This window comes from Lysinibacillus sp. Bpr_S20, from assembly GCF_023337835.1.
Taxonomy (GTDB): domain Bacteria; phylum Bacillota; class Bacilli; order Bacillales_A; family Planococcaceae; genus Lysinibacillus.
On record NZ_JALNLQ010000011.1, the window covers coordinates 44,306 to 60,971 of the forward strand.

The following is a 16,666-nucleotide window of genomic DNA, read 5'->3' on the forward strand; positions in this document are numbered from 1 at the left end:
CGTAAAATTAGCACCTATCGCTATCCCAATTGTAAAAAAAGTAATCGCTGCAAAGAAAAGAACTAATCCTAACGTAACTAAAAAATGATAAAGAGGCGTTTTTCCACACAATGGAAACACGCCTCTTTGTTATTTCACTTCAAAATATGTTTGACTATGACCGTTCATTGCTTTTTCAACATGCAACACAGCAGGCATTGTAGCTTTTAATTCCGCAACGTGTGAGATGACTCCAATCATACGTCCGGAATCTTGTAAATCAATAAGCGTATCAATCGCCTTATTTAACGCTTCTTCATCAAGAGAACCAAAGCCCTCATCAATAAACATCGTTTCAATGCGAATATTACCTTGAAAACTTTGAATGACATCTGCCATCCCAAGGGCAAGACTTAATGATGCATTAAACTTCTCTCCCCCTGATAATGTTTTAACATCTCGTAATTGATCCGTATAAGCATCATACACATCTAGTCCAAGCCCACTTTGCTTAGCATGCTTTTCTAAGCGATCTGAACGCCGTAGCTCAAATTGACCGTTAGATAAATGATAAAGCCGGACATTTGCTGCCTCTGTAATTTTATCTAAATAATTGATTTGAATATAACGCTCAAAGGATAGTTTTTTCACATTTTGCCCATTTAGCATTGCATACAGTTCCTTAACTTGTCCCGCCTCTTTTTCAAGTAAACGAATCTCCTGTTCGGTCTCCTCAACTTTTTCGATAAAGTCCGCACAAGCCTTCGCAAATCTTTCCATTTGTTGCAATACTTTAAAGGCTTCTTCATAGGTTACACGAAGCATCTCTAACTTTTCTTCCATTGCCATTAAATCTTGTTTCTCTTGGCCTTTTAGATGCTTCTCTCCCTCAGTAATTTGTACCTGTAATGTATGGATTTGTAGTGCATACTCATTGCAAGCCTTCCTTAAAGCTTCTATTTGCAACACGCTTCGCTTCCCAGTAGCAAATTCTTCATAGCTTTCAAAGCCTGCTTCGGCCATACTTACTGAAAATTGCTCGCGCTTTTCATCCATTTTCAGCTTTAATTCCTCAAAAGCTTGTTTTGCTATTTCTACGGTCATTCTAGCATTATTCGCCGCTTCCTTGGCAGATTGTAAGTTTTGTTGACTGAGATTCCAGGCAGTTTGTAAGGCAATCTTTTGTGAACCTATATTCGCAATTTCCTGCTTTAATGCTTGTAACGTCGTAAGGTTTTCTGGGATATGCTTTTGCTGCTCTTCCACAATTGCTTGTTGTTTCGTTAATTCCTTCGTCTTCTCAGCTAAATATTGCTCTAGTTTTATTTGCTTTTCTTGTTGTTGTTCCATTCGTGCACGATGATCCTTTTGTTGCATACGTACATCAGACAATTGATTGTTCACTACTTTTAAGATTGTTATTTGTTGTTCTACGTTTTGCAAGGAAGCTACAATTTGTGCTTGATTGGATTGTTCAATCTCATTCATTTTTAACTGTCCGAGTGCTTCTTGTAGAAGATGCTTTGTAGAATTTAATAAAGCTTCTTTCTCTATAAACTTGCGCTCATCAGTACTTGCCTGTCCTCGTAAATCTTCTACTTGCGCTAATTCGATCATCTCTAATTGTTCACGATGTGTTTCGAGATGTGTTGTACTACCGCATACTGGGCAAGGATCTCCGTCCTTCAGTTGCTGTGCTAAAATACTTGCCTGACTCGCAATCCATTGCTGCTCCAACTTTTGAAGAGCTTGCCTACTTTCTTGATAATGGACATTAGTAGTGACTACTTCCTGCTCCGCTGTTTCAACTGCTCTAGTATATTTCTCAACTTGCGCTAATAATGATACTTGCTCTTTAAGCTTTGGTAGCTGTTCTAAATAACTTTCATATGGCTCCAGTTGTTTTTCATACTGTTCAATTGTTTTTGTTAGTTGCTGAACTTGCTTTTGTCCAGCTTCTACGATTTTACGATTATCTTCTACTGCTAGATTTGCAGTTGCAACATATTGTTCAGCTATTCGCATTTGCTGCAAATTATTTTCATATGCCTCGAATGTTGGTAATAATACTTGCAACTGTATTTCATGTTGTAGAATTTGCTGACGTTCAGGTTCTTTCGCCTCTTCAACATTAAACTTTTCTTGTGCTATTTTTAACTGAGCTTCTGCGTTTTGTTGCTCTGTGATAGCTTGCTGATAGGATTGTTCTTTACGATTTTGCTCGGCACGTAAATCGATGCATTGTTGCTCAAGTGCGACAAGTCGTTGTGCTTTCTCTGCTAAAGCAATTTCACGTTCTTTTGCGCTATATAAAGCTTGTTCTTCCAGCAATGCTTGTAGGCGTTTCTGACGATTAGCTTGCTCATCAAATTGTTCATTTAATGTTTTTGCTATACTATAAAATTCTTGCTCTTTTTGATGATGCGCATAAGCTTCTTTATAGCGCTGCTGCTCCAATTGTATACATTCCGTATAATAAGTTTGCTCCTCTTCCAAAGCCTTCTTCAACTGATGCATATTTTCAGTATTATTCGTAATGCAAGTAAATAAAGATGATGAACGCTGTGGTAAAGCCCCAGCAATTTGGCCAAGGAGATGCTCCTTTAATTGTTTAGCACGCAATAAATCACTTTCCGCTTCTTTTCGTTTTGCATCAAGTCTTTTAGTCATGGCACCAAAGCGGTCTGTTTTAAAAATTTTGCGCAAAATCACTTCTTTATTCGTAGAATCTGAGGTTAGTAGCTTACGAAATTCTCCTTGTGGTAGCATAACAATTTGACTAAACTGATCCTTTGTAAGGCCTATTATGTCCTGAAGCTTTTTATCTACCTCTAGCGTTTGCTGCTTTTCTACAATACTATAATCAAGCGTGTCTCCTTTGATTTCAGCCAGCTCAATTTTCTTACCCGTAACACTTTTGTTTTTTGCTTTAATATGACCTGGCTGACGTAAAATTTGATAGACTCTATCATGCATTTCAAAAACGAGCTCTACAGCCGTATACACATCATCGTCCGCAAACCCACTTCGAAGCATAGCAGTATCCTGACGATCTTCACCGCTACCGGATCCGTAAAGTGCATAGCATATAGCATCAAAAATCGTCGTTTTCCCGGCACCTGTTTTTCCGGAAATCGCAAATAGGCGATGTTCACCAAGCTGTTGAAAATCAATAACCTCTGTATTTTTATATGGACCGAATGCAGTAATTGTTAACTTTAAAGGCTTCATTTTACTGTCTCCCGCTCCTCATCTAATAATTCTTGTAGCATCTCTGTAAATAGACGCTCTGTATCTTGATCTGGCTGTACGCCAATGATATCTGTAAAAAATGATCTAAATAAATCGATGTCTTCTACCTTCTCTGTCTCAAGCGCCTGAATTTCATGCGGTACCTCTTGGCGTATTACTTTACGCTCAACATGCATCGCATGAGGAAACACTGTACGAATACGTTCCATCGGCGAAGTTACTGACGTTGTATCTGTTAAGCGTACAAATACATAATCATCACTTGGCGGCAGCTGCAATATATCATCCATTAAGCCCTCCACCACACGTAAATCCCGTCTTGCTATAAGCTTTCGCTTTGTGACGTTAACTTCTCCCTGCTCATCTAGTTCAACTATTAAAAAACCCTTCTCATGTAAGTGCTCAGATAATGAATACTTCAATGGAGAGCCAGCGTATCGTATCGTTTCATTCAACACAAAATGCGCTTTATGCAAATGTCCAAGCGCTGTGTAATTAAAAGGCTTAAATAACGCTGCATTTATGCAATCCGAGCCGCCTATTGATAAAGGTCGCTCAGAATCACTCGTATTCGCTTCCTCTTCTCCATACTTCGTCACAAAGGCATGTCCAATAAAAACATTACGCTTTGTAGTATCTATACTTTGCCCAATATGCTCAATAATTCTTTCCATCGCATCTTGATGAGAACGAATGGAATCATCCTCTAAAATTGTCCGTACTGAAGCCGGTTCTGCATAAGGTACAAGATGAAAATGTACTTCTCCATACTTATCATGTAAAACTACCGGTGCATGTTCTTTCGTAAATTGGCCTTTAATATGTAAACCACTATCACTCATTAAACTACTGCCAAAATTCAATCGACCTGCACTATCGTGGTTCCCTGCAACCGCTAACACAGGGATTTTTTTATCGAGCACTATTTCCGCCAAAATATCATTTAGTAAATTCACTGCCTCAATCGGGGGCATCGAACGGTCATATAAATCACCTGCGATAACGATAACATCTGGTTTTTCCTCATCAATGGCTAGCATAAACTGCTGTAAAATATAATGTTGATCCTCGGTCATATAGACGCCTTGTACAAGCTTTCCTAAATGCCAATCTGCTGTATGAAATATTTTCATTCTTTGCGCCTCCTGTCTATTTCATTTTATCATGGCTGATGGATTGATTGTTTTTCCTTTTATTAGTTTGATAAAGGTTCCTCATCCCAACGTGGGGAACTGACGGGGCGGGCTATCCGTCGCTCTGAGGGTTCTTTCCGTCGCTTCGGCAATTCTATCCGTTGCTCCGGATTCCTTTCCGTCACTCCGACAATTCTATCCGTCGCTTATATTTTTATAGATATTCAATATAAAAAAGAGCATCATCGCCGATGCCCTGTTACAAATATTTAAAATGTTCTTTAATAGCTCTCGCCTTCTCTAGAAAAGAAGTATAGCCAATAAAACCTTGAATGACGCGTGCAGTTGGAGTTGACTGTTCTTTTTCTACTTCTTGTTCTTCTTGTTTCTGCTGTACCTTTTTCTGTTGCTCTAAAATCTGTTCAAATGAAATAGGGTTCGGCTTAGGCAATTCGTTTGAAGAAATGGCTAAAGCTTTATTGCCAGTGTATTCTCGCAAAAATGCATTGGCCATTTGACGATAGCCTTCAAAATTTGGATGTACGTCAGAAGTATTGGGTAAAAGGTTTGCAGCGTTTAACCCAAAAGCATCATAGACGTCTACATAAACTGCCCCAGCATGCTCTGCCTGTAGCTGTAAAATCTTATTTAGCTTTACAAGTTGTGCATCTGTGCCTACCTTTTGCGTAGCGTGAGCGTTTGGATAAGCAAAATAATAGCCCATTACATAGACCTTTGCTTTAGGGGCTCGCACTTTTAACTCCTCTAAAATCTCCACCATATTTTTTCTGGCAACGTTTAATGCGAAATCCGTTTGGAGCTGCGAAAAGGATAATGTACCGGCAGCAGGATTGACCTGGACTAGCCGCAGTAAATCGTTAGCACCTGCCGAAACGGTAATAAGTGTGGCATTCGCTAGTAAGTCATTTGCTTCCTCTGATTGTACTCGTTTTAAGACATCAGCTGTTGTAAAGCCTGGGAAAGCGAGCTCCTTCGTATAGGAACTCAGTTGCCCTGTCATCCCCAATTTCATGGCGATTAAATCACTGTAGCCTGTATCAATCTGTTGATAAGGTGTTTGCCCAGCGGCCAAGGAATCTCCAATTGACAAATAGTTTTCAGTCTGAGCAAAAGCAGATGAAACACTAAACGCCATCATGAGTATAACTGTACCAATTAAGCCGAGTAATTGTTTCATCTGCCCTACTCCTTTCTTATTGGGAGCTTAAAATGCCCAGCTACCTTTACGGAAAATTGGCTCGACAGTTCCATCAGGTAAGATCCCGTCAATGTCCATCTCACCGCTACCAATCATAAAGTCCTCATGTGTTACTGAAATATTTGCACCTAACGCTTCAAGCTGACCGTTTTCTAAATCTCTTCCGCCTTCTAAGCAAGTTGGATAAGCTTCGCCAATCGCTAGATGGTTCGATGCATTTTCATCAAACAAAGTATTAAAATATAAAATTCCCGATGCGGAAATTGGTGATTCATGCGGTACAAGTGCTACCTCACCTAAATAGCAAGAGCCTTCATCCACATGAATAAGCTCCTGTAATAAATCATGTCCTACCTGTGCTTCAGCTTTAACAATTTTTCCTTCTTCAAATGTTAGTTTAAAGCCATCGATAATATTGCCTTGATAAACTAATGGTTTTGTATTGCTTACATAGCCATTAACACCTTGTTTCATCGGTAATGTATAAACCTCTTCTGTCGGCATATTAGCAATAAAGATAGTATCATCTGGCGTTTTACTACCCCCAGTAAGCCATTTATGTTGTGGTGCTAAGGCAATTGTTAAATCAGTACCTGGTGCTGTGTAGTGAAGTTTCGCATATTTTTTCTTGTTCAATAGGTCCGCACGAGATTCTAAATTCACTACGTGATCACGCCAGTTTTCAACAGCATTGCCTTCACCGATACGAACAGTTTTAAAAATAGCTTCCCATAATGCTGGTACTTGTTCCTCAGCTGCTAAGTTCGGGAATACTTTCGATGCCCACTTTGGCGAAGGGACCGCAACGATTGACCAAGCGATTAAATCTTTCATTACAGCGTTGCGATAGTTTTTCAGAGCAGCTCCCGATACCTTTTGATGGGTAGCTAGACGGTCTGCCGAAATCCCTGTTAATTTATCAGGGTCCGCAGCATCAATCCATAATAGTGCTCCTTTACGTTCGATTACCTCATCACGCATTTTAACTACCCATTCTGGGAAACGATTAAATTCCTCATCTGAGGCATACTCAAAATAAGCTCGATCTATTTCATCATCTGAAAAATTAACATGAACACGTCCTGCCCCAGCTTTATAAGCCTCTTTTACGACTAAACGGGCGAAATCTAATGCATCCAAGGATGTATTCACTAATAAGTATTGCCCTGGTTGAATATTGACACCGACTTTTACCGCAAGTTCTGCATATGCTTGTAATTTTTCTTCAAACGTCATATTATTTACCTCGCTTTTGTCCAATTGTTTTTGAATTTCCCTCCACTAACTTACCTTCATGCCAAACTTTCTGTACTGGTTTCCCAGAAATTTCTCTTGTCCATTTTTTATACGTTTTTTCATCACGATAAGATAATAACGTTAATACTTCACCATCCGCCCCAGCACGACCTGTACGACCAGAACGATGCAAATACTGTTCAATTGTTCTTGGGACATCGACATGAATAACATGTGTTAAACCTGCAATATCTAAACCACGCGCAGCAATATCTGTAGCAATTAAAATACGCGCCTCTCCTTTACGGAAAGCATCTAAAGCCTTTTTACGTTCTTCCTTCTTCATGTCAGAATGTAATGTCACAATCGGCGCCGTACGATATTGTAATTTCGTTTCCTTCATTAGCAATTGGTCTATATTGTTGACGAAAGCCAATCCACGTAAACCTTCCGTATGTGATAGTCGGCGTAGGAAATCAGTTTTATCTCGCTCCTCGACTTTCACGAAAGAGTGTACAACTTTACCAACCTTCAACATATCCTCCGGTTTAATTTTGAAGCGTACTGGCTCAAACATCATGCGACTTGCCACTAATTCAATTTCCTCGGTAATTGTTGCCGATACAACAACTACTTGTCGCCCATAAGCTGAACCTTCGATAAAAGATTTTACTACGACACGATATTCACGACTAAGTAACTGATCACACTCATCTAAAATAACCGTTTCAATTTCTTTTAGCTTTAATTTTCCAGCGCGTGCTAATTCATTTAAACGGCCTGGTGTTCCTACAACAATCGTCGGTTTTTTCTTTAACTTCTCGATTTGACGTGCAGAGTTTGCGCCACCAATTAGTTGTTGAACCGTAATATCTGAACCTGCTGTCCATTCACGGATAACCTCTACAATTTGCATTGCTAGCTCCTGAGACGGTGCTACGATAAGTCCTTGTGTTTGTTTTTTTGAACCGTTTACTTTATTCAGTAAAGGAAGTACGTATGCTAAAGTCTTCCCGGATCCCGTTGGCGATTCGGCCACAATATCTTTGCCCTCAAGCATTGCTGGAACCATTTCTTCTTGAATTTTCATCGGCTCTTCAAATTTCCATTTTGCTTGTAAATCTTCATTTAATAAATTTATTACTGACATGTAATTTCCCACCTTCTATCTGCTTGACACTAGTTTAACACACTAATCACGTTCCTACTTCATATGTACGTAAACCCTTATATAAACGTTTCAATAATGAAGCTTTTTCAATTTTTAGAGATGAGCATCTTCCTGCCCTCCGTCTTTGCGGATAAAAAAAACTGCACGACTAATGCAAGGGGGGTTGTCAGTCTTTAAGCCCTCATGAGCTTCTTGGAAGGCTGACAACTTACCTGCGAAAAGCGAACAGATTTTTATTTCGTTCATTCAATGTTAATTAATTTCATAACCACATGCTAAAATAGCACGTTCTGCTAAAACGATTAATGAGTCGAGATATTTGTCACTTAATTTTAAATCTCGATTGACGATGGATAATTCTGTACATCCTAACACGATACGATCACAATTAAGGGCAAGCATCGCCTCTTCTATCGGCTGCCAATCCTTCTGTGAGACATCTTTTCCAGCCTTTACATAATCGTAAATAATAGACATGACTTTTTCTTTCGTCATATCGTCTGGAACAACTGGTGTTATACCAAATTCCTCTAAAGCATCTTGATACATACCTGAGGTTAATGTACCCGTTGTCGCTAAAATCCCTACACGCTTTGCCCCTAAGTCAGAGGCACGCTTTGCTGTTTCTCTGATCATATGTAACACAGGAACTGGGGAACCTTCAACAATCTCATCATAAAAGGTATGTGCCGTATTACATGGAATAGCAATTATGTCTGCTCCAACAGAAGCAAGCTTTTTAGCATCTGCGACTATCACGGGTACAGGGTTTTCCTTTGTACTATCTAAAATAAAGGCCGTACGATCAGGAATATTTGTATCATTATCAATGATTGTATGTAAATGCTCCTGATCCTTCGTTGCCTTCGTACGTCTTACAATCATTTCACCGATAAACATCGTTGCAAGTGGACCAACGCCACCAATTATACCTAAAGTTTGTTTTTTCATTAGTTTGACAGACCTTTGTTGTTAAAATATTTCTTATATTGGCGATAAAAACTTAAATTATCTAGCGTTATATTTAACCAACGCTTCGCATTCATATCCTTATAATTAAAGATGGAATCCGTAGCCATTCCTTGGCGAATAAGGCTCTTTGCTTCCATCACAAGCTGTTCATTTTGCACATATTTAAAGAGTACACCATTCGGCACAATTGTCCAAAGATGCTTGTTCTTAACATACGTTAACTGTTGTTTGCTTCCACGGATAAAATCATCCGCAACATATTGCATTAAATTATAGCCACTAGCTGTCACATAATAATTTGAAAGTTCATTATGTAATTCAATACTCAATAACTTATATTGACCGTCACGTTCATCATACTTCATATCAAACGCGGCAAAGCCTTGGAAGCTTATTTCCTCCAAAAACAATTTCACGCGGTCCATTAAGTCTTTATCGTATGCTGTCATGATGGCTACATAGCGACCAATCCCCTCGGGAGAATGCTCTTCTAAAATTGGGTTACCTACAGATAGCAGTTTTACCTTTCTATCTTGCCCAACATAGGCATTGACGACGCGCATATGAGCATCTTCGCCAGGAATATATTGCTGAACCATTAAGTCATCTCGGTACGCCGATTCCTTATAAATGGCATGGAAAATAGCATCCTTTTCATCGTTATCTTTTGCGATATACACTTTCTTCTTACCTGGAAAAATACATGTAGCATACTTTGTCATATTCATAGGTTTAATGACTACTGGGTATTCAAAAGGAATGTCAAATTCCTCATAGTCATTGACGGTACAAACATGCATTGCCGGATAATGAAAGCCGAACTTCTCACAGAGTGCATACATGCTCTCACGCGTTAATAGCTCGTCAGCAAGATTTGCATCCACATAAGGAACTAAAAAATACTGCGCTAATTCCTCTTTATGTTGTACAATTTTTTTTACGTAAAATTCATCGCAGGCTAATAAAAGCAATTTTTTACCTGCAAATTCCTCTGCAATTGCCTGTAACGCAACGACAAAACGTTCTTCAATATGGAGTCTTGGAACTTCACGAAATATTAACAAATCACTCTGATGTATTTTCTCCATATTCGTATGATTTAATGCAAGTGGTTTAACGCCATAGGACTCGTAAAATGCTCTAGCCATGCCGTAAGCATTCATTTCATCTCCTAATAAAACCGGTAAAAAAGCGTGCTCAATAGCCATTCTACTCAACTCACTTTAGCTTTTTTTAGACTTTCATCATAACAAGGTTTCATCCTAAAATGTTAGTGATAAACCTTTTTATAAGTGTAACATACCTTCCTTGTACTCCTTATAACTCTCTTTGAATCATTTATGAACGGCTACAGCTTGTTTACCTAACTCTCTATAGCTTTTAAAAAACTGATCCACATTATAAGTGACAAAGCCTTTTAATGGGTCCATGACAACAACTTTATCACCTAAATGTCCTGTTAAAACAACAGCATGTAAGTTCATAAACGCTTCATGCTGTACTGTTTCACCTTCATAAATCCAACCCTTTTTTAGACTTTTTTTGGGCTCTGATAAATCCAATGTAACCCATGTCACAACTGGGACTCCCTCCCGAACAAGCTGTAAAATTTCGTCCTGCGTGGCACCGCTCTTATTTGTCACCCGTAAGTTTGCCTTTTTATCTGCTAGTACTGCCTGTGCTGCTTTGACAATAGGAGCCGCAAAGACATACATACCGTGGGATTTATCACGAGGATTACCTGCAAAAGCCTGATTCGGATTTGGGCCATAGCGTTGTCCACCTTCAGCTCTAATTTTTTGCTTCGGTAAATAGTTATCAGCCATTTCTAGCTTCGTAACATCTAATCCATAATAATTTAATACAGCTGTTAATGATGTTATTTCACAGCCATGTGGTAATTCAGGATTTTGCATAACCACTGGTACATCCAGCTCTTGGTCGTCCCTTGAAAAATGTGTCTCTAATCGATAATACGGTTTTGTCGCATCATATGTAAAATTTTCGATTGTCGTATAACCATCGTTCTTTGTACTATTTTCAAGCGTAGTTGCAGCGATCGCATATTTGCGTCCCTCTATAAGTTTCGAAAATGTTGCTTCACCCTCTTCAGAGCCAATCGCATCCTCCACTATCTCACCTTTCTCTACATCTGTAGCAGTTATAAAAAGATTAGGTATGGGTGCACCACTATTAAACTCTACCGTTAGTACAGTTAATCCATTTTTTTGCGTATCCTGCTGAGAAAACGGATTACAACTCGAAAGTAGCATGACTATCATCATACCTATTAGTAAAAGGCGTTTATACCTCGTCCACAAGACAAATTCCGCTCCTATCTTGTTTGAAGACAATAACTTCAATTCTATTATTTCAATTTAACGCAGACTCTATTATACGCTAATTTCATAGACGTTCCTATTTTAACTTCTTGCCGCGATTGTCCAAACATCTAACTAAATAGAGGACCTCAGGTATGCAACCAAAAAATCACACACGGTGCACATCCGATTTAAGGTTTACTACATTTGCTACTTTCGAGTTTCATCAAACCGTTTTACTCATTTTAGGTTATGACGTACTAACTTTTGGACGTAATGTATGCTTCAAAACTTTACCCGAAGCATTACGTGGCAATTCCGTTAAAAATTCAATTTCATGTGGCACTTTATATTTGGCAAGCTGCGTTCGACAATAAGCCAGAATCGCCTCTTCATCGAAAGACTGGCTTTCCTTCAATACGACAAATGCTTTAGGGACTTCGCCATACACTTCATGAGGTAAACCTACAACGGCTGCCTCTAAAACTTCCGGCAGTTGATATAAAACTTCTTCAATCTCGATAGGATAAATATTTTCGCCACCTCGAATGATCATATCTTTTTTACGATCTACAATATAGAGGTATCCTTCTTCGTCAAATCGTCCTAAATCTCCTGAGTAGAGCCAGCCATCTTTTATTGTTCTAGCTGTTTCTTCAGGATTACGTAAATAACCTTTCATGACTTGGGGTCCTTTGACACAAATTTCTCCGACTTCGCCTGCTGGCACCGTTTCACCAAAGCTATCAACCACACGGACGTCTGTTTGTGCTAGTGGCTTTCCTACAGATCCAATTTTTGTCAATGCATCAGCATCTAAAAGAGAGGTGGCCGCAGGAGAATTTTCAGTTTGTCCATACAGGTTTTGTACTTTCACATTAGGGAATACCTCTTTCACTTGCTTAACAAGCTCATAAGGCATCGGTGCCGCCCCGTAACATAATAAACGTAAATTTTTAAATGTATGTTCCTTAAAGTTAGGTGTGTTTAAAATAATTGTATACATTGATGGAACGCCAAAGAAAATTGTGGCGGCTGTAGCAGCAAGCTGCTCTAATGTCTTGGTCGAAGAAAAAGCCTCTTCTATAATGATCGTACCGCCTTTATAAAACATCGGCATTGCAAATACATGAAGACCTGCACAATGAAATAATGGCGTACAAACAAACATTCTATCCTCATTGGTCATTCCCATTGATGACGACCATATTTTTGCAGTTGATACAACATTTTTATGTGTTAGCATTACTCCTTTTGGTTTTCCAGTCGTTCCAGAAGTATACATAACAACGGCTGTATCATGAGGGTCCAATTTGACAGCTTTTCTTTGACCTGGATAGTTTGTAATGATGTCTTTCATTTCTTTGAGCCCTACAATATGTTGAAATGAGAATGTAATAGTTGCAAGTATATCCTCTAACCTTTCATCATAAATAAGTCCCTTAGCTTCGGAATGATTAAAAATAAATTCGACCTCTGGAGCAGCTAGTTTTGTATTAATAGGCATGACAACATAGCCCGCTAACTGAACACCTATATAAGCGATTAAAAATAGATCCGAATTGAGTGTATAAAGTGCAATTACATCATCTTTTTCAAAACCTTGCTCTTGTAAGTACGCTGCGAATTTTTCTGCACTTTTGTAAAACTCGCTATAGTTTAGCTTTGTCCCATCGTATACCGTTGCAATCCCATTTGGTTGCTGCATAGCATAGTTTTGTAGAATGTCAGTCATTAACATCGTCATCATAAGCCCCCCAAATCTTTCATATTCATTACCATCACACCATGTGTAATTACTCCAAAAATTCAGAAAATTACAATTTTATTTTATCAATCTATGAAAATGTTGGCAATTTTTTTCTACACTAAAAGTACGCAACCGAAAGCGCAAGCCTAGAAAACACTCAGTTGGAACGGAAATCAACTCCACATATTGATGATGAAATGAACTATAACCAAATAAACTTATACATTTTACTTTTCTAACAATTTCTGTTAGGTGTATGATATTTATATAACTTCTTTCAGCAAATGAAAGCGCAGCGGCAGCTACAATTGTTTTGTGTAGCGAAAGCAGAGCGGCAGCTACAAATGGTTTGTGTAGCGAAAGCGGAGCGGCAGCTACAATGATGCCGAGGATAATTGATTTTAAGAAAGGCCTGATTATAATGCTGTATGCACTTTTAGGAGATTTACATTCTAATATAGAAGATACTAAGGCCGTTCTAGCCCATATTCAGCAATCTGCGAAAGATGCAAAGGTATTGGGATTAGGCGATTTATATGAATGTACTGTAAGTAAGAAAAAGGCTCAAACAATATCGGGTATACCACTACAAAAAGCTGCGATAATAGAAAATGATTTTGAAAATTTACTAACATTCCCCTCTATTCGTGGCAATCAGGAAGAACGCATTACACGTGTAACTGGTATCAAACGTTTTACAGAGCTACCTGAAACAATGGAGATTGATGGAGCAACACTGATGCATGGGCATCAATTTAAATGGAGTGTGACGTGGAAGCCTACATTTCCGCCATTCAAAAAATCGCTCCTTTTCTTTGGACATAGCCATGAATCAGGTCTTTATCATCGCAATAAAAAGTTACCTATTCGTATTCGCTTTGGCCAACCAATCGCATTACAAGAAAAACAATATGGCATCAATGTTGGATCCGTTGTTAATCACCGTGAGTGGTGTCTTTACGATAGTAATAAACGAACAATAACATTTATGTGTGCTCCTTCTGTTGAGAATGTTTAATTAACGTTGCTAAAAATACTCCGAGTCAAAAAAACGCTAAAATCGATTTCGATTCTAGCGTTTTTTCCTTTATAGTTTGTCAAACTAACAATTCTCGCAATCCTTTAATGCATCTAGTAATTTTTCCATATCGCAAATACGATCGCACATCGTTTGAATCATATTTCGAAGGATTGGTATTAATTCTTGGCAAATGCAGAACCTTAACACATTTTGCGCTAGTCGAACCCCTGCCTGATGGTGAACAATCATTGCTCGTAAAAAGTTTATATTAATATTATTGGAAACTGGCGGTAAACTCATTGCTTGGAACATAGCCCCAGTGATTTCTTTATAGGCACACATATATTCGTACAATTCACATTCTGAATTTTGTACGATACAACACCTATTTTGTATCGCTTCGAGGCATTCTACAGTCTCTGTAGTTGTTGCTATTATTTCTAATGCAAGATTTTGTACAGGTATATTAGTGGTGTATCGCAAAACATTTTCCGACAATCTAATAGCAGCTACTTGATGCGGCAATATTTGCTTGATAAAATTTTCTGAAATACTACATGTAATTGTCACATAGGTCATGCCTTGCATCATTTTATCGATAATCCTTTGGTTATCCTCTAAATAAGCCTTTGTAACATTACTAAGTACAATTGTTTTAGTCATTAGACACACTCCTTTCAGAGTAATATATGCCTGATAGGTTGTTATGCGGTAGACAATTGTACCAACTGATTTCTATTGTTCCGTAACAGCGAAAGAAGGTATTTTCAAGGCAAAACGATTAATCTTTTTGATATGTATCCAAGCATTTTTGACAAATACATTGCTCTTTAGTTACCGCTTCAAGAATTTCTTTAGGAAAACTTTCTGTCATACACCAGCAATCTTTTTTTCCATTTACTACACCGCAATGATTTTCTTCCCCACATAATGGACAACATTTTTCTTTCATTCGTACACCTCCTTACATGTACTTTACATCGTAATAAATAAAAAGAGGAGTACTTCATTTCATACTCCCCTCAAATAGCTTATTGATTTTTTCCATGAATCTGTTGCTTTACTTCTTCGACATCTGTATCACTATATATTTCCGTACCAACCCCACCTCTTTGGGCTAGCAACTTTTTCACCTCATTGTAAGATAAACCACTTTCTGCATTTTGCCTTTTTACTTCATTAATATTTGTTCCAGCAGAAGTATACTGATTTTCGTTATGGTCTGTCATGCAAATCCCTACCTTCTATAATTCATCCGGCTGCAATTCGATCAATTCATCGCCCTCACGCTCAACTCTTTTATTGAGCTCTCTAACTGGTATAGCATCAACTGTTTGCATATCTTCATGCAAATCAAAAAGACTTATAGTATCTGATTCAACCATGTCTGGCTTATCTTTACTGGCTAAGTTCATAAATATTTTTTTCTCATGTGGTATGTTTTCTATGTCCATCATTGCTCACTCCTTTACCTATAGTATGTGCAATGTTGGACAATTCATGCACCTTTCGTTTTCGAACTTTTATCGATGCGATGATATTCAGATATTTGAATGACCCGAACATTTCTTGTATGCAGTTCATGATACATCCCTCTACTATCTGTAAAAGATATATACTGATCCCGCTCGCTTCGAACTAATGCCTCGGCCTTATCCTGTGATTCGATATGGATAAATCTCCTTATATAATGCATTTCATCAAAAAAATAAGTAATTTTAAATTCTTTCATAAAAAGCTCCTCGATTACTGGATTTGATTGGTTATTGCTTATCATATCCAACTAAGCAAAAATCAATTATGTCTCGGCAAAATTGCCAAAGGACGTGGCGTTTAGACACACTGAAGAAGTTAAAGGTATTTTCTACATCTACGGCATAACCTGTATTAAAGCAATTATTTTAGGCATCACCATAAAATGAGGTTGGGGCACTTTCCAGAGGACATCCAGTCTTCACGCTAATCACTTATGTAAAGGCATCTGTTATTCAATTTTGGTGGTGGTTCTTATTTTATAGGAGGTAAAAAATGTGATCCATACAGTTAAAGCGGGAGAAACATTGGCCCAAATAGCAAGAAATTATCGTACGCCATTATCGTCTATAATGGCTGCGAATCCCGGGTTAGATCCGAATGTAATTTATATTGGACAACAAATTGTTATACCTGGATTTCCTAATCCAAATACGATTCCTTATAGAATAGATATTTCTACTGAAAATCGATGGCTACGGTTATATAAAGATAATATTCTTCAAAAGCAATACCCTATTGCAGTTGGTAGGATGTTACATGGTACACCCACTGGTAATTTTATAATTATTAATAAGGATCCAAATCCCGGTGGTCCGTTTGGGACAATGTGGATGAGTTTATCTAAAGAGCACTATGGTATTCACGGAACTAATAATCCTAGCTCTATTGGTCATGCCGTTTCACGTGGCTGTATCCGTATGCACAATAAGGATGTCGAAGAGCTTGCAAGCATTATCCCAATTGGCACTGGTGTTTTTATTCATCCCTAAAAATCAACATCCCATAATTCTGACTAAAGTTTTTTAGTTTATCGGAACAATATAAGATTTATCGGATCAAAATGCAGATTTATCGGA

General features: G+C 38.2%; 16 protein-coding genes. 2 read left to right on the forward strand and 14 right to left on the reverse strand.

Going from position 1 to position 16,666, the window contains the following annotated elements:
• Positions 1-129: 129 nt before the first annotated feature.
• The 9 genes from MWJ95_RS20710 to MWJ95_RS20750 form a co-directional block, all read right to left on the reverse strand.
• A complete protein-coding gene (locus MWJ95_RS20710) occupies positions 130-3,210 on the reverse strand; it encodes an AAA family ATPase (RefSeq protein ID WP_249107134.1) in 3,081 nt (1,026 codons plus the stop codon).
• On the reverse strand, positions 3,207-4,364 hold the full coding sequence (locus MWJ95_RS20715) for an exonuclease SbcCD subunit D (protein WP_249075510.1): 1,158 nt from the start codon (positions 4,362-4,364) through the stop codon (positions 3,207-3,209). Before MWJ95_RS20715 ends, MWJ95_RS20710 begins: the two co-directional genes overlap by 4 nt.
• Before the next feature lie 259 nt (positions 4,365-4,623).
• A complete protein-coding gene (locus tag MWJ95_RS20720; RefSeq protein ID WP_249107135.1) occupies positions 4,624-5,562 on the reverse strand; it encodes an SGNH/GDSL hydrolase family protein in 939 nt (312 codons plus the stop codon).
• Positions 5,563-5,589: 27 nt separating this feature from the next.
• Positions 5,590-6,819: an aminopeptidase gene (locus tag MWJ95_RS20725; RefSeq protein WP_249107136.1), complete on the reverse strand. Its 1,230-nt coding sequence runs from the start codon at positions 6,817-6,819 to the stop codon at positions 5,590-5,592.
• A 1-nt stretch (position 6,820) separates the two neighbouring features.
• Positions 6,821-7,969, reverse strand: coding sequence for a DEAD/DEAH box helicase (locus MWJ95_RS20730; protein ID WP_249075507.1), 1,149 nt, complete (start codon positions 7,967-7,969; stop codon positions 6,821-6,823).
• Between the two features lie 273 nt (positions 7,970-8,242).
• Positions 8,243-8,941 (reverse strand): cysteate racemase, encoded by a 699-nt coding sequence (gene cuyB, locus MWJ95_RS20735; RefSeq protein WP_249075506.1) that lies wholly within the window; start codon positions 8,939-8,941, stop codon positions 8,243-8,245.
• On the reverse strand, positions 8,941-10,170 hold the full coding sequence (locus tag MWJ95_RS20740) for a carboxylate--amine ligase (protein ID WP_249107137.1): 1,230 nt from the start codon (positions 10,168-10,170) through the stop codon (positions 8,941-8,943). Before MWJ95_RS20740 ends, cuyB begins: the two co-directional genes overlap by 1 nt.
• Before the next feature lie 126 nt (positions 10,171-10,296).
• Entirely contained in the window at positions 10,297-11,283 is a 987-nt protein-coding gene (locus tag MWJ95_RS20745) for a C39 family peptidase (protein WP_249107138.1), read from the reverse strand.
• Between the two features lie 250 nt (positions 11,284-11,533).
• Complete coding sequence (locus MWJ95_RS20750; protein WP_249075503.1) at positions 11,534-13,030, reverse strand: class I adenylate-forming enzyme family protein; 1,497 nt, start codon at positions 13,028-13,030, stop codon at positions 11,534-11,536.
• A gap of 424 nt (positions 13,031-13,454) precedes the next feature.
• Between MWJ95_RS20750 and MWJ95_RS20755 the strand changes: the two genes are divergently transcribed.
• On the forward strand, positions 13,455-14,051 hold the full coding sequence (locus MWJ95_RS20755; protein ID WP_249075550.1) for a metallophosphoesterase family protein: 597 nt from the start codon (positions 13,455-13,457) through the stop codon (positions 14,049-14,051).
• Between the two features lie 84 nt (positions 14,052-14,135).
• Here MWJ95_RS20755 and MWJ95_RS20760 read toward each other — a convergent pair whose 3' ends face one another.
• From MWJ95_RS20760 to MWJ95_RS20780, 5 genes are all read right to left on the reverse strand, one after another.
• Entirely contained in the window at positions 14,136-14,717 is a 582-nt protein-coding gene (locus tag MWJ95_RS20760) for a DUF305 domain-containing protein (protein ID WP_249075502.1), read from the reverse strand.
• 118 nt (positions 14,718-14,835) lie between these two features.
• Positions 14,836-15,006 (reverse strand): cysteine-rich CWC family protein, encoded by a 171-nt coding sequence (locus MWJ95_RS20765; protein ID WP_249075501.1) that lies wholly within the window; start codon positions 15,004-15,006, stop codon positions 14,836-14,838.
• A 79-nt stretch (positions 15,007-15,085) separates the two neighbouring features.
• Positions 15,086-15,283 (reverse strand): gamma-type small acid-soluble spore protein, encoded by a 198-nt coding sequence (locus MWJ95_RS20770; protein ID WP_249075500.1) that lies wholly within the window; start codon positions 15,281-15,283, stop codon positions 15,086-15,088.
• A 15-nt stretch (positions 15,284-15,298) separates the two neighbouring features.
• Entirely contained in the window at positions 15,299-15,511 is a 213-nt protein-coding gene (locus MWJ95_RS20775; protein WP_249075499.1) for a hypothetical protein, read from the reverse strand.
• Between the two features lie 41 nt (positions 15,512-15,552).
• Positions 15,553-15,786 (reverse strand): hypothetical protein, encoded by a 234-nt coding sequence (locus tag MWJ95_RS20780; RefSeq protein ID WP_249107139.1) that lies wholly within the window; start codon positions 15,784-15,786, stop codon positions 15,553-15,555.
• A 298-nt stretch (positions 15,787-16,084) separates the two neighbouring features.
• Here MWJ95_RS20780 and MWJ95_RS20785 point away from each other — a divergent pair, with 298 nt between their 5' ends.
• Positions 16,085-16,579, forward strand: coding sequence for a L,D-transpeptidase family protein (locus MWJ95_RS20785; RefSeq protein ID WP_249107140.1), 495 nt, complete (start codon positions 16,085-16,087; stop codon positions 16,577-16,579).
• The last annotated feature ends 87 nt before the right edge of the window (positions 16,580-16,666 follow it).